The sequence below is a fragment of the Natronomonas sp. genome (genome assembly GCF_036625485.1).
In the GTDB taxonomy this organism is placed as follows: domain Archaea; phylum Halobacteriota; class Halobacteria; order Halobacteriales; family Haloarculaceae; genus Natronomonas.
Genome location: NZ_JAZKTR010000006.1, coordinates 1 through 18,479 on the forward strand (window position 1 = coordinate 1; position 18,479 = coordinate 18,479).

Annotated in this window: 26 protein-coding genes and 1 tRNA gene; 10 read left to right on the forward strand and 17 right to left on the reverse strand. The window is 66.1% G+C overall.

Going from position 1 to position 18,479, the window contains the following annotated elements; translation table 11 throughout:
• Positions 1-592 precede the first annotated feature (592 nt).
• Positions 593-1,042, reverse strand: coding sequence for a DUF7382 domain-containing protein (locus V5A53_RS01390; RefSeq protein ID WP_332311768.1), 450 nt, complete (start codon positions 1,040-1,042; stop codon positions 593-595).
• Positions 1,043-1,153: 111 nt separating this feature from the next.
• Between V5A53_RS01390 and V5A53_RS01395 the strand changes: the two genes are divergently transcribed.
• Genes V5A53_RS01395 through V5A53_RS01410 form a run of 4 tightly spaced genes read left to right on the forward strand, consistent with a single transcriptional unit; the run spans position 1,154 to position 3,682 of the window.
• On the forward strand, positions 1,154-1,513 hold the full coding sequence (locus V5A53_RS01395; protein ID WP_332311769.1) for a fluoride efflux transporter FluC: 360 nt from the start codon (positions 1,154-1,156) through the stop codon (positions 1,511-1,513).
• Entirely contained in the window at positions 1,501-1,851 is a 351-nt protein-coding gene (locus V5A53_RS01400) for a fluoride efflux transporter FluC (RefSeq protein WP_332311770.1), read from the forward strand. The genes V5A53_RS01395 and V5A53_RS01400 overlap by 13 nt, the downstream gene beginning before the upstream one ends.
• Before the next feature lie 50 nt (positions 1,852-1,901).
• Positions 1,902-2,723: a cyclase family protein gene (locus tag V5A53_RS01405; RefSeq protein WP_332311771.1), complete on the forward strand. Its 822-nt coding sequence runs from the start codon at positions 1,902-1,904 to the stop codon at positions 2,721-2,723.
• Positions 2,720-3,682 carry a fumarylacetoacetate hydrolase family protein gene (locus V5A53_RS01410; protein WP_332311772.1) on the forward strand — a complete coding sequence of 321 codons (963 nt, stop codon included), beginning with the start codon at positions 2,720-2,722 and terminating at the stop codon, positions 3,680-3,682. The genes V5A53_RS01405 and V5A53_RS01410 overlap by 4 nt, the downstream gene beginning before the upstream one ends.
• On the opposite strand, the gene V5A53_RS01415 is transcribed toward V5A53_RS01410, so the two are convergent.
• Positions 3,679-4,254, reverse strand: a complete 576-nt coding sequence (locus V5A53_RS01415) for a HalX domain-containing protein (RefSeq protein WP_332311773.1) — start codon at positions 4,252-4,254, stop codon at positions 3,679-3,681. The two genes, V5A53_RS01410 and V5A53_RS01415, sit on opposite strands and share 4 nt — an antisense overlap.
• Before the next feature lie 157 nt (positions 4,255-4,411).
• Here V5A53_RS01415 and V5A53_RS01420 point away from each other — a divergent pair, with 157 nt between their 5' ends.
• Positions 4,412-4,960, forward strand: coding sequence for a GNAT family N-acetyltransferase (locus tag V5A53_RS01420; RefSeq protein WP_332311774.1), 549 nt, complete (start codon positions 4,412-4,414; stop codon positions 4,958-4,960).
• 69 nt (positions 4,961-5,029) lie between these two features.
• Positions 5,030-6,283 (forward strand): hypothetical protein, encoded by a 1,254-nt coding sequence (locus V5A53_RS01425; protein ID WP_332311775.1) that lies wholly within the window; start codon positions 5,030-5,032, stop codon positions 6,281-6,283.
• Between the two features lie 185 nt (positions 6,284-6,468).
• Here V5A53_RS01425 and V5A53_RS01430 read toward each other — a convergent pair whose 3' ends face one another.
• The 4 genes from V5A53_RS01430 to V5A53_RS01445 all read right to left on the reverse strand — a co-directional run bounded on the left by V5A53_RS01430 (position 6,469) and on the right by V5A53_RS01445 (position 9,522).
• A complete protein-coding gene (locus V5A53_RS01430; protein ID WP_332311776.1) occupies positions 6,469-7,185 on the reverse strand; it encodes a hypothetical protein in 717 nt (238 codons plus the stop codon).
• Entirely contained in the window at positions 7,182-7,499 is a 318-nt protein-coding gene (locus tag V5A53_RS01435) for a 2Fe-2S iron-sulfur cluster-binding protein (RefSeq protein WP_332311777.1), read from the reverse strand. The genes V5A53_RS01430 and V5A53_RS01435 overlap by 4 nt, the downstream gene beginning before the upstream one ends.
• 6 nt (positions 7,500-7,505) lie before the next feature.
• Positions 7,506-8,909, reverse strand: a complete 1,404-nt coding sequence (locus V5A53_RS01440) for a selenium-binding protein SBP56-related protein (protein WP_332311778.1) — start codon at positions 8,907-8,909, stop codon at positions 7,506-7,508.
• Positions 8,910-9,449: 540 nt separating this feature from the next.
• Positions 9,450-9,522: transfer RNA gene (locus V5A53_RS01445), tRNA-Arg, on the reverse strand.
• A gap of 84 nt (positions 9,523-9,606) precedes the next feature.
• On the opposite strand from V5A53_RS01445, the gene V5A53_RS01450 reads away from it, so the two are divergent.
• Positions 9,607-9,843, forward strand: a complete 237-nt coding sequence (locus V5A53_RS01450; protein ID WP_332311779.1) for a hypothetical protein — start codon at positions 9,607-9,609, stop codon at positions 9,841-9,843.
• 54 nt (positions 9,844-9,897) lie between these two features.
• Here the strand turns inward: V5A53_RS01450 and V5A53_RS01455 are convergent, their stop codons facing one another.
• Both V5A53_RS01455 and V5A53_RS01460 read right to left on the reverse strand, forming a co-directional pair.
• Complete coding sequence (locus V5A53_RS01455) at positions 9,898-10,479, reverse strand: 2Fe-2S iron-sulfur cluster-binding protein (protein ID WP_332311780.1); 582 nt, start codon at positions 10,477-10,479, stop codon at positions 9,898-9,900.
• A gap of 72 nt (positions 10,480-10,551) precedes the next feature.
• Positions 10,552-11,277 (reverse strand): Sjogren's syndrome/scleroderma autoantigen 1 family protein, encoded by a 726-nt coding sequence (locus V5A53_RS01460; protein ID WP_332311781.1) that lies wholly within the window; start codon positions 11,275-11,277, stop codon positions 10,552-10,554.
• Positions 11,278-11,369: 92 nt separating this feature from the next.
• Between V5A53_RS01460 and V5A53_RS01465 the strand changes: the two genes are divergently transcribed.
• Complete coding sequence (locus V5A53_RS01465) at positions 11,370-12,107, forward strand: HpcH/HpaI aldolase family protein (RefSeq protein ID WP_332311782.1); 738 nt, start codon at positions 11,370-11,372, stop codon at positions 12,105-12,107.
• 2 nt (positions 12,108-12,109) lie between these two features.
• On the opposite strand, the gene V5A53_RS01470 is transcribed toward V5A53_RS01465, so the two are convergent.
• The gene (locus V5A53_RS01470; RefSeq protein WP_332311783.1) at positions 12,110-12,688 is read right to left on the reverse strand and encodes a DUF7090 family protein; all 579 of its coding nucleotides are present in this window, start codon (positions 12,686-12,688) and stop codon (positions 12,110-12,112) included.
• Positions 12,689-12,729: 41 nt separating this feature from the next.
• Positions 12,730-13,164, reverse strand: a complete 435-nt coding sequence (locus V5A53_RS01475; protein WP_332311784.1) for a DUF2391 family protein — start codon at positions 13,162-13,164, stop codon at positions 12,730-12,732.
• Between the two features lie 110 nt (positions 13,165-13,274).
• On the opposite strand from V5A53_RS01475, the gene V5A53_RS01480 reads away from it, so the two are divergent.
• Complete coding sequence (locus V5A53_RS01480) at positions 13,275-13,955, forward strand: class I SAM-dependent methyltransferase (RefSeq protein WP_332311785.1); 681 nt, start codon at positions 13,275-13,277, stop codon at positions 13,953-13,955.
• On the opposite strand, the gene V5A53_RS01485 is transcribed toward V5A53_RS01480, so the two are convergent.
• A complete protein-coding gene (locus tag V5A53_RS01485; RefSeq protein ID WP_332311786.1) occupies positions 13,956-14,381 on the reverse strand; it encodes a DUF6653 family protein in 426 nt (141 codons plus the stop codon). It abuts the gene before it with no gap.
• A gap of 31 nt (positions 14,382-14,412) precedes the next feature.
• The gene (locus V5A53_RS01490) at positions 14,413-14,979 is read right to left on the reverse strand and encodes a DUF1684 domain-containing protein (RefSeq protein ID WP_332311787.1); all 567 of its coding nucleotides are present in this window, start codon (positions 14,977-14,979) and stop codon (positions 14,413-14,415) included.
• A 109-nt stretch (positions 14,980-15,088) separates the two neighbouring features.
• Between V5A53_RS01490 and V5A53_RS01495 the strand changes: the two genes are divergently transcribed.
• Positions 15,089-16,945, forward strand: a complete 1,857-nt coding sequence (locus V5A53_RS01495) for a DUF2070 family protein (RefSeq protein ID WP_332311788.1) — start codon at positions 15,089-15,091, stop codon at positions 16,943-16,945.
• 125 nt (positions 16,946-17,070) lie between these two features.
• Here the strand turns inward: V5A53_RS01495 and V5A53_RS01500 are convergent, their stop codons facing one another.
• From V5A53_RS01500 to V5A53_RS01520, 5 genes are read right to left on the reverse strand one after another with little or no spacing between them, the layout of a single operon-like run.
• Entirely contained in the window at positions 17,071-17,319 is a 249-nt protein-coding gene (locus V5A53_RS01500) for a DUF3194 domain-containing protein (RefSeq protein ID WP_332311789.1), read from the reverse strand.
• A 3-nt stretch (positions 17,320-17,322) separates the two neighbouring features.
• Positions 17,323-17,718 carry a prefoldin subunit beta gene (locus tag V5A53_RS01505; RefSeq protein ID WP_332311790.1) on the reverse strand — a complete coding sequence of 132 codons (396 nt, stop codon included), beginning with the start codon at positions 17,716-17,718 and terminating at the stop codon, positions 17,323-17,325.
• Positions 17,719-17,763: 45 nt separating this feature from the next.
• Positions 17,764-18,024, reverse strand: a complete 261-nt coding sequence (locus V5A53_RS01510) for a KEOPS complex subunit Pcc1 (RefSeq protein WP_332311791.1) — start codon at positions 18,022-18,024, stop codon at positions 17,764-17,766.
• A 1-nt stretch (position 18,025) separates the two neighbouring features.
• Positions 18,026-18,160 (reverse strand): DNA-directed RNA polymerase subunit P, encoded by a 135-nt coding sequence (locus V5A53_RS01515; protein ID WP_015408900.1) that lies wholly within the window; start codon positions 18,158-18,160, stop codon positions 18,026-18,028.
• Positions 18,161-18,169: 9 nt separating this feature from the next.
• A complete protein-coding gene (locus V5A53_RS01520) occupies positions 18,170-18,439 on the reverse strand; it encodes a 50S ribosomal protein L37ae (RefSeq protein WP_332311792.1) in 270 nt (89 codons plus the stop codon).
• Between the last annotated feature and the right edge of the window lie 40 nt (positions 18,440-18,479).

Below are 18,479 nucleotides of genomic sequence, written 5' to 3' on the forward strand. Positions count from 1 at the left end.
AGAAAGCCCTCGGCGCGTTGCCGGTCGCTACGCGGGATATCCTCGCTTCGGCTCCCTGCGGTCGCCTCGCTCGGATAGTGGCCCGCGTAGCGACTATATAAACGCCAGACGGCCTCACGGGTCGCTTCGCTCCCCGTTCGGCCCTACCGAGACGCTCACTCCGTTCGCGTCTCGCGCGTCTCGCCCTTTCAGTCCACCGAGGACCGCAACCGTACCTGCCCTTCCCCGGGTCGCGCGACGGCCCAAAGGGCCGCACGCGCTCCCGGCCAGTTGGGTTTATAAATGGCGCGCGCTGGCCGACCGACTGAGCGCAGCGAAGGAGGGAGTCGGTTGGGGAGGAGTGTGGCTGCGGTTTGCGGTGCGGTCCTCGGCGGAATCGAAGGGCGAAGTGGTTCGAGAGAGCGAAGCTCTCTCGTCATCACGAAAGGCGCCTTTCGGACGACCTGGTGGCGTTTATACAGTCGCTGAGCGGGCACTACCCGACCGCAGGGAGGGTATCCCGCTCAGCGATCGCCAGCCGGCTGAGGGCTTCGCGAATGGTGCTGGCAGAGCCGCCGCTATACATGATTTATAAACTAACCTACCCGACACCTCACTCCTCCACCACCAGCAGCGCCGTGTTCTCCCGTTCGTCGGTGTATTCGCTCCCCGCAGGTGGTTTGACATCGAACTCGACGGTACCGTCCCGCTGATTCGGCCCGAGTTCGGGCGATAGCTGAAGCTCAGCAGTGCCGTTTTCGTCCGTTTTCGCCGTCGCGACGCCGTCCAGCCGTGCCGACCCGCCGCGAGCGATGACCGTCGCGTCTGCAACGCCCGCTCCGTCGGGGTCGACGACTCGCACCTCGACCGTCTCGTTGCCGGGCGCGACCACCTCGGGTGACGGCTGGGTGTCGAGTTCGGTGACGGAGAGCCCCGAGATTCCCGAGAGCATGCTCATCATGACCGAGAGGCTGGCGACGCCGACGACCATCGCGATGACGAGTCTGACGGGCAACCCCTCGATACCGCGTTCGTCCGCGAGGAGCCCTTCGCTGTGACGCATAGGGGTGGTGGTCGGGGTTTCGTATATAAAGTCTCGGAGAGTGCGGGCCGCGGGGTGACGGCACGCGAGTGAACCGCAAGACCCCTGTAGCCGCCCCGTGGAATCCTCGCCATGCGACCTCGGAACGCCACGCTCGTCGCGCTCGGCGGCTTCGCGGGCGCGCTATGTCGACACGCCGTCAGCGTAGCGCTGTCCGAGACGTTTCCGTGGGGGACGCTCGCGGTCAACGTCGTCGGCGCGTTCCTGCTGGGGCTGGTCGTCTACGAGACGGCCGCGAGTGGGCGGATTCCGGACGCTGCGCGACTCCTGCTTTCGACGGGCTTTCTCTCCTCGTTTACCACCTACAGCACCTTCGCCTGGGAAACGGTCGCGCTGTCGCCGCGACTGGCGGCGCTGAACGTCGTCGCCAACTACGCACTCGGCTTTCTCGCCGTCCTGCTCGCCCGAGAGGTGGTCGGATGGCGCTCGTGAGCGCGCTCGCGGTCGGCCTCGGGGGCGCGGCCGGCGCGCTTGCGCGCTACGGGGTCGGCCAAGCCGTGGATGGCCGTGGCCTCGACACGCTCGCGGTCAACGTCCTCGGGAGTTTCGCCATCGGCGTTCTGCTGGCGTCCGGTCTCGGCGAGACGGCCCTGCTGGCCGGGGCCGTCGGGTTCTGCGGCGCCTTCACGACTTTTTCGTCCTTCGCGGTCGAGACCGTTCGGCTGGCTGAGGATGGCGAGACGAGCGTTGCAGCGGCCAACGCGGTGGGGACGCTGCTTTTGGCACTGCTCGCAGTACTGGCCGGGACGGCCGTCGGCGGATTCCTGTAGTGGCTTCCGCCGGCCTAAGTTATAGGTCGCTTCCCGTCCCGTGACATGGTATGTTCCAGGATACCACGCTGATCGACCTCTCGGTCGGCATCGAAGACGGGGCCGCGAGCGAACCGGACCCCGCGAGCATCGACCGGATGGGCCACCGCGAGGGCGCCGAGTGGCTCGCACAGAACCTGCAGGCGATGGGCAAGGACGTCGAGGCCGACGACTTCCCCGACGGCACGGCGCTTGCGTGGGAGGAGATCACCGCCATCACCCACACCGCGACTCACATGGACGCGCCGTATCACTACGGCGCCGAAAGCGAGGAGAAGCCGGCCCGAACCATCGACGAGGTGCCGCTGGAGTGGGGACTCGGGGAGGCCGTCGTCCTCGATATGCGCCACCTCGATGCCGGCGCCGAAATCGGCGTCGACGACCTGCAGGAGGCTCTCGACGAGTTGGATCACGACCTCTCGGAGGGCGAGATCGTCCTCATCCAGACCGGCGCCGACGAGTTGTGGGGGACGGCGGCGTACCTGACCGACTTCCCGGGGATGGGCGCCGAGGCGACCACGTGGCTGGTCGAGCAGGGCATCAAGGTCATCGGTACCGACGCCTACGGCTTCGACAAGCCGTTTCTCGAGATGGGCGCCCGCTTCGAGGAGACGGGCGATACCGAGGAGTTGTGGCCGGCCCATCTCGCCGGACGCGAGAAGGAATACTGCCAGATCGAGAAGATGGCGAACCTCGACGACCTGCCGCGAAAGACGAACGTGCCGCTGGTCGCCTTCCCCATCGTCGTGGAGGACGGCAGCGCCGGGTGGGTCCGTCCCGTCGCCGTCATCGAGGACGACGAAGCCGACGAGACGGAGGGAGGGACAGCATGAAACTCGCCACCTTCGAAGTCGAGACGCCGGTCGGCTCGAAACGCCGGGTTGGCGTCCGTGACGAACACGGCGCCCTGGTCGACGTGACGACGGCCTACGCGGGAATGTTGGAAGAAAACGGCGAGGGCGACCCGGTGGCGGTCGCCGAGACCCACGCCCCGCCGGAGATGAACGCCTTCCTCTCGCGAGGCGAACGAGCGATGAACGCCGCGAAAGACGCCCTCGATTTCGCCCGCCGGACCGACGACGAGCGTGGGCCGACGGGCGGCCGCCTCCGCTTCGAGCGCAATGAGGTTCGCCTCCGAGCACCGATTCCACAACCCAACTCCCTGCGGGATTTCATGGCGTTCGAGGAACACGTCCGCAACAGCCTCGGCGGCGACCCGCCGGACGTCTGGTACGAGATGCCGGTCTACTACAAGGGCAACGCCGATACCATCGTCGGCCCGGGCGACGAGGTTCCGTGGCCCGACTACTCCGAGCAGGCCGACTACGAACTCGAGATCGCGGCGGTCATCGGCAAGGGCGGCGAGAACATCGACGCCGAGGAGGCCGACGACTACATCGCCGGCTACACGATACTCGACGATTTCAGCGCTCGCGACATCCAGTTAGAGGAGATGGCCGGGCGTCTCGGCCCCGCCAAGGGCAAGGACTTCGCGAGCGCGCTGGGACCGTATCTCGTCACGCCCGACGAGTTCGACCCCGAAACCGCCGAGATGACCGCCGAGGTCAACGGCGAGACGTGGTCGGAGGGCGTCGCCGGCGAGATGTACCACTCCTTCGGCGATATCATCGAACACGTCTCGCAGGACGAACCCCTGCATCCGGGCGACGTGCTGGGCAGCGGAACCGTCGGTGAAGGCTGTGGGCTGGAGTTGGGGCAATTCCTCGAGTCGGGAGACACCATCCGCCTGACCGTCGACGGCCTCGGGACGCTGGAGAATACGATCCGCTAGGGGTTGTCGGCGCTCAATCGCCGGAGTTCGACCTCGAAATCCCGCTCGGAGAGCTGTTCGGTCGTTCGGTTCAACTCCGAACGCATCTCCTCGATGTCCGACGTGAGTTCGGTGTATGCGTCGCTTTGGGCCAACTCGTGGGCGTTCTTCTGTGTCTGGAGGGCGGCCCGCTTCGAGGCCAGCGCGAAGAACTCCTGGAGCTGGCGGTCGTACTCGGAGCGGGACAACAGCGTGTCGACGATATCGAGCAGTTCGTCCCGCCGAATCGGTTTGACGATGTACTCGTCGAAGCCGAGTTCGATGATGTCGAAATCCGGCTCGACGGCGGTCACCATCGACACCTGACAGCCGTACCCTTCCGTGCGAATGTGGTCGAGTACCTCGTCACCCGAAACCCGCGGCATCAGTCGGTCGATGAGGGTGACGTCGACCTCACCGGACAGGACGCCAATCGCCTCCTCGCCGCCGTAGGCCGTCCGAACCTCGTACTGTTCGGACAGCCACGCCGAATACAGGTCGGCGAGGTCCCGCTCGTCGTCGACGACCAGCACGGTCGGTGTATCGTCCGTCATATGCGTCCCCTTATCTTATATGGCTGTTATATTCAAATAGTATTCCAGCCCTTTTCAGGGCCTGAAAAAAGCGACCCCTTAATACGTCTAGAGACGCCGGCTCGCCGACTTCCTGCGGTCGCAACACCTATTCCGCCGCTCGTCGTCGCCTGTCGATATGCCGGGCGCACGTGTGGCACGCGGTGAGCGAGTGACGCTCCGAATCGTCGAAGAAGAGGACGTACCGTTCCTCCAGCGCGGCAGCGCCACCCCCGAGATCCGCTACCCGCTGGGCAATCCCGTCAGGAGTCGCGAGGAGTTCGAGGTGTCGACCGACGGTACCGACCGGTTTCTCGTCTGTCTCGACGACGACGACGACCCCGGTCGGCCCGCGGACGGCGCCGTTCGCCCCATCGGGGCGGTAACCCTCACAGGCGTCGATTACAGGCGTCCCGAACTCGGCTACTGGCTCGTACCGGCCGTCCACCGCGAGGGGTACGGCACCGACGCCCTCACGTTGGCCATCGACTACGCCTTCCGCGAGTACGACACGCCGACGGTCGGCGCGGAGGCGTTCGACTTCAACGACGCCTCTCGCGGCCTGTTGGAATCGCTCGGGTTCACCGAAGAGGGCCGCAAGCAGGACTTCATGTTCGTCGACGGGAGCTACCGGGACATGGTCATGTACGGGCTCCGTCGGGACGACTGGCAACACCGAACGCAGTAGCGATACAGTTCCGGTCGTTCGCCGCCGTCCGCGCCGAAGGTTCATGGGCCCGCCCGCGGAGGACAACACATGGCCGGCGCCGCATCGCTCACGGAACCGCAGGTCCTCGCCCACGCGAAAGGGCGGCTCTTTCCGGAGTCCGACGATTCGGAAACCTACGCCGTCTGTGACACCCAGTTCGCAGCGAACGAGTGGCTCCACGGCCGCCGGGTTCCGGACCCCGTCCGCGAACGGCTCGCACCGTTCAACCACGTCCGTCTCGGCTCCGGCTACCCCGATCTCGTCGGCGTCCGAACTCTCGAAACCGACCTGCTCGCCGTCGAACGGTTCGGCGATCAGCCGCCCCTCGTGGCCGTCGAGGCGAAAGGCTACACCGACGACGGGACCGTCGACGTCGACCGCGGCATCATGCAGGCCTACGACCGCCTCCACGAGGCCAACGCCGCCTACGTCGCCTCACCTGCCGATGCCGTCTCCCGGTCCGACCGCACGCTCGCCCGCGAGTTGAACGTCGGCGTTCTCGGCGTCGAACCGTCCGGCGCAGTCGACCCGCTCGAAGTCCCTCGCGTGGTCGGCAACAACACCTCCGACGGCGCGACCGCCATCAGGTTTCAGGCCACCGCACAGGGCGTCGCCGACAAATCGTTCGGCCTCAACCACCCGAAGAACTACCTCGCCTATCCGCTCGCGCTCTACCATCCCGACGACACCGACGGCGTCCTCGCCGAACACGTCGTCCGGGCGGTCGAGGGCGCCCGACGCGGCGCCGCCTTTCTGGGACTCATCGAGGAACGCCCCGACCGCGAGGCGCTGACGCCGCTCGGCGAGGAGGTCGTCAGGTTCGCGCTGGACCGCTCCGGCACCGTCGACGCCGCACTGGAACGGTTCGAGGACTGGCAACGCTCCCGAAAGCGGTTCGTCGATATCGCCCCCGAGTGGGGGCTGGTGGCCAGACGCGTCGTCTGGGCCTATCCCGCGACGAAACTGCTGGTCGACGAACTCCAGACGATGCACGACGACGGCATCACCGAACCCTCGCTTCCGGAATTCGTCGACTGGCTTCACGTCCACCACCCGACCTTCACCGTCGAACTGTTCGTCCGGGGAACCGACGATGCTCGGTCGCGAGTACTGGATGCCGACGGGAAGCTACAGGTCGACGCGCTCGAAGACGGCAACGTCTATCACTCACCGACTGTCTTCCAGTTGAAGGCGATGCTCTACCACGCCGGTATCGTGACCGAGCGAGGGGCCGAACCGAACAACCTGGAGCCGAGCGAGGACGTGTGGTCGTTACGGGAGCCGTTAGAAAACGACCGATAGATACCGAACCGTGGCAATTTCCTCACGTTGCGAATTCGAGTTAGTGGGGGAGGTGAACTCCGTAGAATTGGAACAGCCAGCCCGACGGCCGCCCGCCATACCGCCGAACAAGAATCGACATCCCCGACTGAAGTCGACTCTCGCAGCGAACGAGTGACTGTGGGCGGACAGCGAGTCGGCGTGGCCTACGCCGGCACGACGCCCGCCACGTGCCGACGCCGCCCCACCCGGATGCCGACGGCGAGGAGGACGCCACCGACGAGCGCAAGCAGGCCGGCTTCGGCGATCGGCGACACGCCGATGACGACCCCCCAGCCCGCCGCGACGCCGACGACGAACCCCATCTGGATGACGACGACCGCGGCGAGGGCGTACCGACGGCCCGCGGTGGCGTACAGCGACGCGACGGCGGCCGTCTCGGCGGCAGCGTGCCCGGCGACGACGAGGGCGCCAACCAGACCAAGCGCCGCGTTGGCGGTGTAGACGGTGGCGAGGAGAACGCCTTCGAGGCCACGGTGGAGCGTCACGGCCCCCAGCGTCGCGTCCGCACAGGTACCGCAGTCAGTAATCGCCGCATCGCGGGCGACATAGACGATGCCAACGCCGACTGGGAGGCCGACGAGGGTCGCTGCCGCCGACCGCGTGACGGCGAGCGTCAGCGCCGCGGCGCCGAGTGCGAACACGAGAACCGGGAGCGTCGCTCGCCCCGTCGACCACGGAACTCGGCCGTACGCAACCAGGACGACCCCGCCGCCGAGCAGACTGACGAAGACGATGCCAGCGACCACAAGCGGGAAGGAAAGACCCGTCGTGGCGGCGGTCACGCCGTGGGCGGACGCCGGCATCGACAGGAGAGCGACACCGTGTGCGGCGGCGGCCGCGCATCGGGCGGTCGAACTCATTTCCACGGATTCGGGACGAGGTCGGCCTGTATCTCCGCACCCACCTCGATCCGGCAGTCGGAGCGCGGTTCGGCCACACAGAGCAGGACGTACCCGTCCTGTCGGTGCTGGGGTTTCAACCCACGCGGTCGCTTGACGTGGACGAGGTCACCTTCCAGCAGGCGCCCAGTGCAAGTGGCACAGGCACCGTAGAGACAGCCGTAGGGGACGCCGAGGCCTGCACGCTCGGTGGCCTCGATGACCGTCTCAGACGCCCGGACGTCGACGGTCGTCTTTCGGCCGTCGCGCCACTCCAGAGTGACCGCGTGGGGCATCGGCGGCTACTGCCAGACGTCGCTGGTACAGTCGCCGCCGGGCCAGCGGATCTCGTGGGCGCGGGCCGGGCCGCCGGGGGCGTCTCCGAAGTCGACGACGAAATCCTCGTCGAGTTCCAGCCGGCCCTCCTCCGGGTAGACGTCCGCTTTCAACATCAGCGACCCCCGCTCGCCAATCTCGGGGTAGAACTGGTTGTCCCAACTGGAGAACAGCGAGGAGGTCCAGTAGAGGCGGCGCCCGTCGCGGGAGAGCTGGAGCATCTGCGGAGCGCCCCGGACCTCGCGGTCGTCGACCGTCTGCCGGTCGGCGAAGTTGCCACCGACCCAGCACTGGTCGACCAGCCGGGGGTTCCCCGTGTCGCTGATATCGTACATCCGCACGTCGCCGTGGAGCCAGTTCGAGAAGAACAGGTACTGGTCGTCCAGCGAGATGAGGAGGTCCGTCACCAGACCCGGGACCGGCATGTCCCAGTCCTCGTGTTCCCGGTCGTTGATACTGATGACCGTCTCCCACTCCCAGGTGCCGTCGTCGGCCTCCCAGAACCGGAGGATGTTCGACGAGAGCGCGGCACCGACGTAGCCTTCCGTCTCTTCGGGGTTGTGGGGCATCCGGACTTCGAGCGGAATCAGTCCCTCCTCGCCGAACGAGAGGGTCTGCCGGTGCTCTTTGGTCTCCCAGTCCCAGATGTGGATGCTGTCGCCGTACTTGCCGGCCTCCACGTCGTCCAGATCGAAGCCCGGGTAGTACGTCTCGGGGGCGGCCCACTCGCTGGAGATCATCACCCCGTGCCGGGGCTGATACCAGTAGTCGTAGTTCATCTCCATGTTCCCGCTGTCGGCCTCCCAGTGGCCGTCGATGGAGAAATCGTCCTGGTCGAGCTGGAGGAAGCCACCGGGGAGTTCGCCGTCGGCGTTGCCGAGCATGCTGATGACGATCTTGCCCTCGGGAACACAATGAACCGTATGTGGCGCCGAGAGGTCGTGCTCGAACACCTCCTCGGGTTCGATCACCTTCTCTATCTCCGGGTTCCGCGGGTCGGCGGCGTCGATGATGTGGATTCGAGAGGAACGTTGCCCGGGGACGATCAGGTGGTCTCGAACCAGTCCCTCGGCGTGACACGAGGACGAACAGGTGTTCCAGCCGAAGTGGTGGAGTTCGTCGCCCTTGTTCGGCATCTCGACGGTGTCGATCAACTCCGCGTAGGTGTCGGAGTCGGGGTCGACATCCACGACGCCGACGAAGTCGGGGCCGTCCACATCCATCCCGACTCGAAGCGACATGACGAAGGCGGTCTTCTCGCGTTCTGATTCGGTTCGCATCGCCGCCGGCGTCGGATACCCCGGCCCCTCTACCTCGTGATGTTCGTGGTCGTGTTCGTCGGTCGACTGATCGGGTTCATCGGTACTCATGACAAGTGGTACCATATCCCAACATCCATTAATAATAGTTTGGGTTGGTGAGGAAATCTACCCCAGACAGGAATCCGTTTGCGCTCGATGATGTGTTGTCAAACTCCTGTAACGAACCGGACGATGGGTGATGGGCGCCCTGAATGCAGCAGGGGAGTTTCACCAAAGATTCTGATTCCGTTGCATTAGTTCATTCATTTCGTGCCCAGTTCGCGCACTCTATTCAGCACAGCCTTCTGAAGAGTTACGCAAATCTGTAGGTCACCTCGCGATTAATACCCAAACTCGTCATCACAGGTAATCCACGGATAAAATACTCCCTTGTGAATCGTTTTATAACGACCGAGTCAACCCAGAGTCAGAAAGCGAGAGAATGCACATTCAGCCAGTACTGGAGTTCTAAAGTCAATAGCGGTTTCACCAAATCACCCGACGAAACTGTCCGGCACACGAATCACGAAGTACTCCAGAATCGACGGCGCAACGGTTTTATATACACCAAGCTGCCTTCTGTTGAATCCGGATCGTGACAGAATGAAACGAGCCCGACGGGATTTGAACCCGCGACATCTTGGTCCGGAACCAAGCACTCTGTCCACTGAGCTACGGGCTCCTATCAGTCGATAGCCCGGACGGCGGTTTAACCGTTGCGACACGTACCCCCGGATTAATCCGACCGGACCACGTAGTTGGTGGCATGTACACCGTCCACTACTACGACCTGGTGTTGGCCGCGATCATCCTCTCGCTGGGCACTGGCGGCGTTATCGGCGCGCTGACGAGCGTTTCGATGCCGCTGGCTATCGTCGCGCTCGGAGCGGTTTCGATAGCGTTCATGGGTCATGCGATGTTCGTCAGAGGTCCCGTCGACGACTTCGAGGACCTGACCAAGGAAGTAGACGTCGAGGACGCGTCGGTGCCGCTCGTCGAATAGACCCGAGGCAAACGGGAGCGTAGAATCGAGAGAAAGGGGTGGTGGCGACGTTCGTTACGGCGATTCGCCGGTTTCCAGCGAGAACTCGGCGGTCGGGTAGGCGACGCAGGTCAGCGTGTAGCCCTCGTCGAGTTCGGGTTCGCCGAGCATCTGGTTGGTGTGGTGTTCGACGTAGTCTTCGCTGTTGCCGCCGTCGGCGATGTGGCCGGCACAGGAGATACACTGGCCTTCACGGCAGGCGTAGGGCAGGTCCCAGCCCTCGTCCTCGCCGGCTTCCAGCAGCGTCTCGTTTTCCTTGACCTCGATGGTCGCGCCTTCCTTCACGTACTCGATTTCGTAGGTTTCGGCCTCGTCGTCGGGGATAGCCGCCGGACCGGCGTCCTCCTCTTCCTCGCCGAGTTCGCCCTCGGCCTCACCCTCGCCGGCACCGACCGCCGCGGCGGCAGCGCCGCCACCGCCGATCGACCGGTTACTGGGTTCGGGGAACTCCGTCTCGGGGACCGTCTCAGCCCGCGTATCGAGGACCTCTTGTGAGATGTCCTCGCGGGGCTGCCACTCGGAGCCCTTCGAGAAATGCAGGACGACCGCGACAAGCGTCAGCACCGCCCCGGCAACGATACCCACTGTCGTAACCATATGCGTGCGTTGGTCAAGGCCCTTCAATAGCGTTGTGATTCCACGCCTTTTCAGCGGGGCCGACGGCGGCAGTTAGAGCCGACGGACCGTCTGGAGGGTTTCGGCCGCCTCGCGAGCGGCCGCAAAGAGGTCGCGCTTGCGTCCGATGTCCCGCGTCGCCTCGGCCTGTCGGGTCAGCGCCGTGATCTCGCGGGCGAGCGCGGCCTCGGCCGCACCGAAATCTCCAGCAGCATCCTCGCGGTCGGCGGTCTCACGGCCGGCGTCTTCCTCTCGACGAGCGGGGGGGTCGACGCGTGCCGGCCGACGCTCGCGGGCGGGCGCCGGACGGGTTTCGCGGGGTTCGGTCGGCGCCTCGTCCTGTACCGGCTCGTCGACCGGCTCCGCGGCCGCTTCGACGGATGGCTCCGACGGGTCGGCGCGGGACTGCGGCTCGGTTCCGGCCGTCGGTTCGCCCGGCGAGGGCTGCCCCTCCGCGGTCGTCGTCTCGGCCGGTTCGGGTTCGGACGCGGGGTCGGGTTGCTGGCCGTTCGCGGCGGCTTCGACCGATTCCGCACCCTCCTCTGCTTCAGGGCCGACGAACTCCCCGTTCTCGTCGACGACCTGCTGGCAGGTGGGACAGAACTCGTCGCCCTCGTAGCGGAACACGGGCGAGTGACACTCCTTGCAGTGGCGATTGGTCATCGTCGCGCCCTGCAGGAGGAGTTCGCTCATTCGTTCGGAGGCCTGCCGTTTCTCCTTGTCTTCCTCGTACTTCTCGCGAAGCTTCTCGCGTTCGGCTTCGCGGTCGAAATCGCTCATACACGAAGCCACGCGTTTCCGCGGCAAAAGGACTGCGCTCGGGGGTCCCGCCGATTCCACACGGTTTTGTCGCTGGGCGACGGCCCCCCGATATGGACGACCTCTTCGGAACCATCGGAACGTGGACCTCGCTTTCGGACCCCGCCGTCGCGGAGATCGCCGCGGGCGGCGGCTTCGATTTCGTCGTCGTGGACACCGAACATACGCCGCTCGGCCTCGAATCGGTCGCCGACTGCGTCCGGGGCGTCGCAGCCGCGGACGGCAACGCCGTCGTCCGGGTGCCGTCGAACGACCCCGTCCGTATCAAGCGCCTGCTCGATATCGGCGCCGACGGCCTGCTCGTGCCGATGGTCGATACCGTCGAGGAGGCCCGCGCCGCCGTCGACGCGACCCGGTACCCGCCGGCCGGCGTTCGTGGGGTCGCCGCCGCCCGCGCCGCCGACTACGGCCGCACCTTCGAAGAATACGTCCGGGAGGGCCACCGCGACCTCTCGCTTATCGTCCAGATCGAGTCGGGCGAGGCCGTCGACAATGCCGCCGACATCGCGGCGGTCGACGGCGTCGACGCCCTCTTCGTCGGGCCGGCGGACCTCTCGGCCTCGCTCGACCGCTTCGCCGAGTGGACCGACGCGGAGTTCCTCGCGGCCGTCGAGAAGACCGTCGACGCCGCCGAGGAGGCGGGCGTTCCCGTCGGTACGCTCGGGACGACGCCCGAACAGATCGAGGCCCTCGGCTCGCTCGGCTTCGATTACATGGTCGCGGGCGCGGATTTCACACACGTCGTCGAGGGGCAACGGCGAGCGCTCGATGCCGCCGAAGACGTCCTCTAAGCTTAAAAGTCGGCCTCGACGGTGCCGTCCTCGTCGAGGTAGATGACGGCGTCGAACAGGTCCTTGAACTGCTCGACGACGGCGGCGTCGTGGACCTCCTCCGAGAGGTGGAAGAGGCCGACGGCGTCGTGGCTCTCCAGCAGTTCCAGGAGTTCCTCGACCGCTTCGAGGGCGCGGTCGTCGTCGGCGTAGTAGGCCATCTCGGTCACCGAATCGAGGCTGATGCGGCGCTTGCCCTCGTGGTCGGCGAGGAACTCACGGGTGATATCGACGACGCCCGCCAGATCGTCGGGCGAGGAGACGTAGTGGACGTGGTCGGAGGACCGGCGCGAGTAACCCCGCTCTACGGAGAGGGTATCGAGGATGTCCGCCTTCGTCTCGTCGACGCCGTAATACTCCAGTTTCTGCTGGACCTCGCGGGCGGTCGTCCGCGTCGAGATGACGAGGAAGCGGTCGGTGTCGGTGTTCAGAAACTCCGTGTCGATGCGGTCGGTCTCGCCCGTACTCGGATGAATCAGCAGGATACCGGTGCCGCCGGGAACCGAATCGGGTGCGTTCTCGATAGCGAGTTCGTAGTCCATGCCGGAATACGGGACCGCGGCCGTCTTAAATTGTGGCGGGGTCAGAACACGGAGTCGGCGGTCGCCGCCCCGACGACGCTGAACACCGCGCCGACGCCGACCGCTCGCGCCGTGATGAGGGCGTTTTCGGGCCACGGCACCCCCTCCAGAAACGTATCGGGCGCCCCGAACGCGAGCGCGAGTACCAGTACCGACCCGTAGGAGACGACCATCAGCGAGGCAAAGCGCGTCGGAATCCCGACGGCGATATCGGACTCGTCGTCCGGGTCGCGGTCGACTGCCTTATAAAGGGCGGCGTAGCCGATGGCGAAGACCATGCCGGCAGTCACCAGCGACTGGACGAGTGTCATGTCCGTGGCGAGGACCCACACCTCCTCGGTGACGACGAACGGACCCGCAAGCAGGAACCCGCCGACGATCTGCTGGGCGGAGTCGGCCAACCGAAAGTTCGTTTTCGGGCGGCGAAACCGTGCCATATCCGACCCTGACGCCCAGCGAATATAAACGGCGCCGTCCGAGACGCGACCGCGACGCCAACGCGGCCCCAAGCCGTGGCGGTTTTGGTCGGCGCGCTCCCACCCCCGGTATGAGCGTTCGCGCCGAGTTCGATTCGTGGGCCGCCGACGGCCGCGACAGGGGTATGGAGGAACGACACTGGCACACCGCCAAACACGCGCTGGGGCGGATGCCCGTCGAGGAAGGCGACACGGTCCTCGATCTGGGCTGTGGCAGCGGCTACGCCGCCCGCGCGCTCCGGGAGGCCAAAGGCGCCGGCCGCGCCTACGGCCTCGACGGCGCCCCCGAGATGGTCCGCAACGCCCGGACCTACACCGACGACCCCGACGTGGGCTACGTCGTCGGCGATTTCCAGTCGCTGCCCTTCGACGACGACAGCATCGACCACGCCTTCTCGATGGAAGCGTTCTACTACGCGCCCGACCCCGTCGGCGCCCTCGAAGAACTCCGGCGAGTCCTCCGACCCGGCGGCACCTTCTACTGTGCGGTCAACTTCTTCGAGGAGAACGTCCACACCCACGAGTGGCAGGACACCATCTCCATCGACATGACCCTGTGGAGCTACGACCAGTACCGCGAGGCCTTCCACGAGGCCGGCTTCCACGTCGCCGAACAGGACACCATCCCCGACCGCGAAACCGAGATTCCGCCCGCCGAGGCGTTCCCGACCGACGACTGGGAGACCCGCGAGGCGATGGTCGAACGGTATCGGGAGTACGGGACGCTGCTGACCGTCGGCGTCGTGCCGTAACTAGGCGACGGCCAACTCGGGGTCGTACCGCTTTATCAGTTCGTTCACGAACCAGAGTTTGAGCGCCATCGTCGCCACCGTCGTCGCGACCGTCGCCAGCGGCTTTCGTTTATACGCAGCGTAGAGGTTGGCGAGGAAGGCGAATATCTGCACGAGGCTCAGCACCTGCGGGAAGCCGAGGCCGACGAAGGGCTTGCCGCGCTCGCTCCATTGCCGTTCGGCGAGGACGCCGCGATACATCCAGTCGTCCGGTTCTTCCTCGGGTTCCCGGAACAACACCGGGTTGACCGCGACGAAACCCAGGGTCAGTCCCAGTAGCGCCCACTTGCGCGTGTAGACGGCGAGAATCAGGACGGGATAGGCGAGCAGGCGCGTCCATCCGCTTTTCGGATTCGAGTGTCGCCGCCAGACGGCATCGGGGAGCATGACCCGCAGATGGCACGCCGCGAAGTTAACCTCACCCCTCGTGGCGTTCGCCGGCCGCCACCGCGACCTCCAGCCAGTTCTCCTGCGGCGGCAGCGGGCACTCGTAGGCCTCGCTGTAGGCACAGAAGGGGCTGTACGCGAGGTTGAAGTCGAGTGGAACGGTCGCGCCGTCTTCCAGTTCGCCCTCGGTGTGTAGCTCCATGTACCGCCCGCCAGGATAGGTCTGCTGGCCCGTCGTCTTGTCGCGGAAGGGGATGAACAGCGACCCGCCCTCGTGGTCGACGCGCTGGTAGGCCACGAGCGTGTGTTCGGCCGTCTCGCCGCTGGCGTCCGCTAGCTCGAAGTGGAGGCGCGCGGCGCGCTCGTAGAGCTGTTCGCCGTCGGCGGTCGTCTCCATCGTCACCGTCTCGTCGCTGTCGACGAGTTCGACCGTCGCCTCGACCCGGTAGTCGGGGTCGGGCTCGAAGTACTCGAGGCCGCCGAAGCCCTCGCGTTCCTCCGGCGGCAGCGGCGACTGCCGCGAGGAGGCGAACTGGTCGTCCTTCTGGGCGCGGTAGGACTGCAGTTCCTCGCGCCACGCGTCGACGTCGAAGTCCATACCGATTCGTGGTGGTTCGGACGGAAATACTGTCCGCCATCGACGCCGGCCCGGCCGCGGGAATCCGCTCCCGAGCCATTTAACCACGTCCCATCCCCTCTGTCGCCTAATGACGAAGACGCAGGGCGACCTCGCGGCGCTATCGCGGTTCGTCTTCCAAGCCCCCGACTGGTCGGCCAGCCTGTTTTTCGCCCTCGTGCTCGCGGCACTCGTCGGCGTCCCCGCCTTCGACTATCAGTTCGTCCTCGACGACGTCTATCAGGGGATGCTCTACATCGGCGTTCCGACCGTCGTCGCGGCGGTTCTCACCCCGTGGGTCGACCAGTCGCTCGGCGGCCGGATGACCCACAACCGCTCGGCGCTTCTGGCACTGCTCTGTGAGGTCATCGTCGTCGTCTTCCTCGTCGGGGCGGCGGTCATCACGCTGGTCACCGACCTCGGCCAGACGTTCGTCTTCGACGTACTCCTGGTCGCGCTGGCCTCCATCTTCGCGTTCCGCCTGTTCGTCATCATGGCCATCTCGCGGCGTTCGCTGCTCGTCGCGGCGGTTCCGGCGAGCATCCAGACCGTCGTCGCCGCCGTGTTGCTGTTCGTCTACAGCGGCACGCTCCGGTATCTGGAGGTCGGCGGCCCGCTCGTCCGTGCGTACCTCGCCCAACCACGGGATGCCCCACCGGAACTGCTCATCGTCCGACCGGAGGACTTCCTCGTTCTCGCGGGCATCTGCGCCCTCTATGCGCTGGCCGTCCACGGCTTTCTGGTCACTATCGACCGCCCGTGGCGACAGAGCCTCGGCGTCTCCGTCCTCGATTTCATCCGCGGCTTCATCGGTCACATCGCCGAGGGCTCGGACGAACTGGAGGCGTTCTTCGAGGGGTTGGGCGAAGAGGCGGTCGTCCCGGTGACCGTCATGGGCATCCGTCGCGCGGACGGCACCGAGAAGGCGCGGTTCGTCCTCCCGATGATCCATCCCGGACCTATGGGCGAGATCGGCGGCGGCAACCTCCCCGAACGCATCGCCCGAAGCGCCGAAGGACTGGCCTTCCCCCCGCACGCCACCGCCGGCCACGACTTCAATCTCGTCACCAAACGCGAGGTCGGGACGCTCGTCGACGCCGCCGAAGACGCCTACGACCGCATCGACTACGCCACCGAAGCGACCCCGGCGCTCCGCGAGCAGGAAGGCGAGTCGAAACTGCTGGGACAGGCCGTCGGCGAGGACGCGCTGGTCGTCGCCACCCACGCCCCCGGATTCGCCGACGACGTGGATTTCGGCGTCGGCCTGTCGACGGCCTCCGAGGCCCGCGCGTCGGGCCTCCGGAACGTCATGCTCGTCGACGCCCACAACAGCAACAACGGGCTGGACGGCGACGATCTGGGCCACGTCGTCCCCGGCTCACAGCGCTCCTTCGACATGATGGCCGCCGCCAACCGCCTCGGCAACCGCCTCGCCGATGCCGACCGCGGCGACCTCCACGTCGGCGTCGCGTGGGACCCGACCGACTGGGAACCCGAAGACGGTATCGGCCCCCTCGGCGTCCGCGTCGCCGTCGTCGAGGTCGACGACCAGCGGACCGCCTACGTCCTCGTCGACGGCAACAACATGGAACCCGGCCTCCGCGAAGAACTGCTGGCTGCCATCGATGCCGACGAGGCGGAGGTGATGACCACCGACAACCACGTCGTCAACACGATGGAAGCGACCAATCAGGTCGGGGAAGCCATCGACGCCGACGAACTCGTCGCGCTGGTCGAGGACCTCGTCGCCGATGCGAGGGCCGACCTCGAACCCGTCGAGGCGGGCATGGCCGTCGAACACGCCGAGGTGACCGTCTTCGGCAACGACCGCACCGAGACGCTGGCCTCGACGGCCAACGCGATGGTCCAGATCGGCGGGGCGTTCCTCTTCGTCGTCGTCGCGGCGGCGATGGCGATCAGCCTGCTCGTGTTCCTGCTCACGGGCTAAGAGCCGCCGCTTCTCGGCGCGGGCGTCGATAGAAAGAAAGGGACCTCAGACGGAGTGTTGTAACGATTGATCGGACATCGCCGTGCGGACCGGCGATGTCCGGTCAAAGACTACAACAGTCCGTATCAGGCGTCCGCGAAGAGTTCGTCGACCGCGGCTTCGGCCGCTTCGACGGCTTCCTGTGCCACGACGGCGGGGTCGGGTTCTTCGGGGGCGTTGAGGTAGACGTCGACGTCGAGAGTGCCGTCTTCGAACCGGACGGTAACGTCCATGTCCTCGACGTCGGACTGCTTGTAGCGGTCGAGGATGACGCCTTCGGCGGCGTCCGAGGCGGCCTCGACGATCTCCTCGTCGGTCGGTTCCGCGTCAGTCACGGCTTAGTCGCCGCCGGCGCCCGGACCGCCGGGCCCCATCGGGCCGCCGCCGCCCGCGCCGCCCAGCATCTGCTGGAGTTCCTGCTGCAGACTCTCGAACTGCTCTTGGACGCGCTCTTCCTGCTTTTCGAGGGTCTCGGTGCGGACTTCGAGGCTGTCGACCTTCTCTTCGAGGTCTTCGTAGGCCTCGTCATAGCCCGTCTCGATGAGGAGTTCGCCGACCTCGCGGTACATCTGGGTGTCGCCCTCGATGTCGTCGAGGGTGTTCAGCGCGTTCTTGGACTCCTGCAGTTGGGTTTCAGCCTGCTGTTTCTGCTGTGCGACCTGCTGTGCGGTCTCCTGAAGGTCCTGGAGTTCTTCGATTTTCTCCTGGGCTTCAGGCGGTAGGTTACCCTGCATATGCTACGCGTCGGGATGAGTACTGAAAAAGCCATGCTTTCGGCCTCAGCGCTCGCGCGGGGCCACGCCGCCGGCCGACGCGCTCCGTTCCGCGACCTCCACGAGCGTGCTCCACGTGTTCAGGCCGGCCCGCAACGCTACGAGGTCGTCGGCGTCGACGTCGACGTACACCGCCTCGCCTTCGCGTCGGACCGTCGCCGACGAGCGACCGCCGTCGATCTCGCCCGCCTCCTGGTCGATGGCCGCGGCGACCAGCGCGGCCGCTCGGGGACTGTCGTATCGGAAAACGAACTCGGCGGTGTGCACGCTACTGAACGTCGACTTCCTTGATGTCGCGGCTCCGCTCCTTCAGGAGGACGCGGTGGCCGCAGTACGGACAGCGGACGCCGCCGTACTCGTCGAGTTCGACGTCGCGCTTACAGCGGGAACACTTGTAGCTCATGGGGCGTCGTTATTCCTCGGCTCCCTCGTCGCCGATGGCGGCGCGGATCGAGCGCGTGACGGTCTCGCCCGCGGGCGTCTGGGGCTGGTAGGCGCCACCGGTGAACTTCTCGCCGGTCTCCTCGTTGACCCAGATGCCCGTGCCGACGCGCTTGACCTTGTCGCCGTCGACCGTCGCGGATTGCATGTCCTCTTCGATCTCGGCGACGCGGCGGCGGGCAACACGCCCGTATCGTGCGCCGAATCGGCCGGCGCTCCCGGTCTTTCCTCGTTTGGCCATAGTACAACATACTCCTTCTAGCGAACGGATAAACCCCACG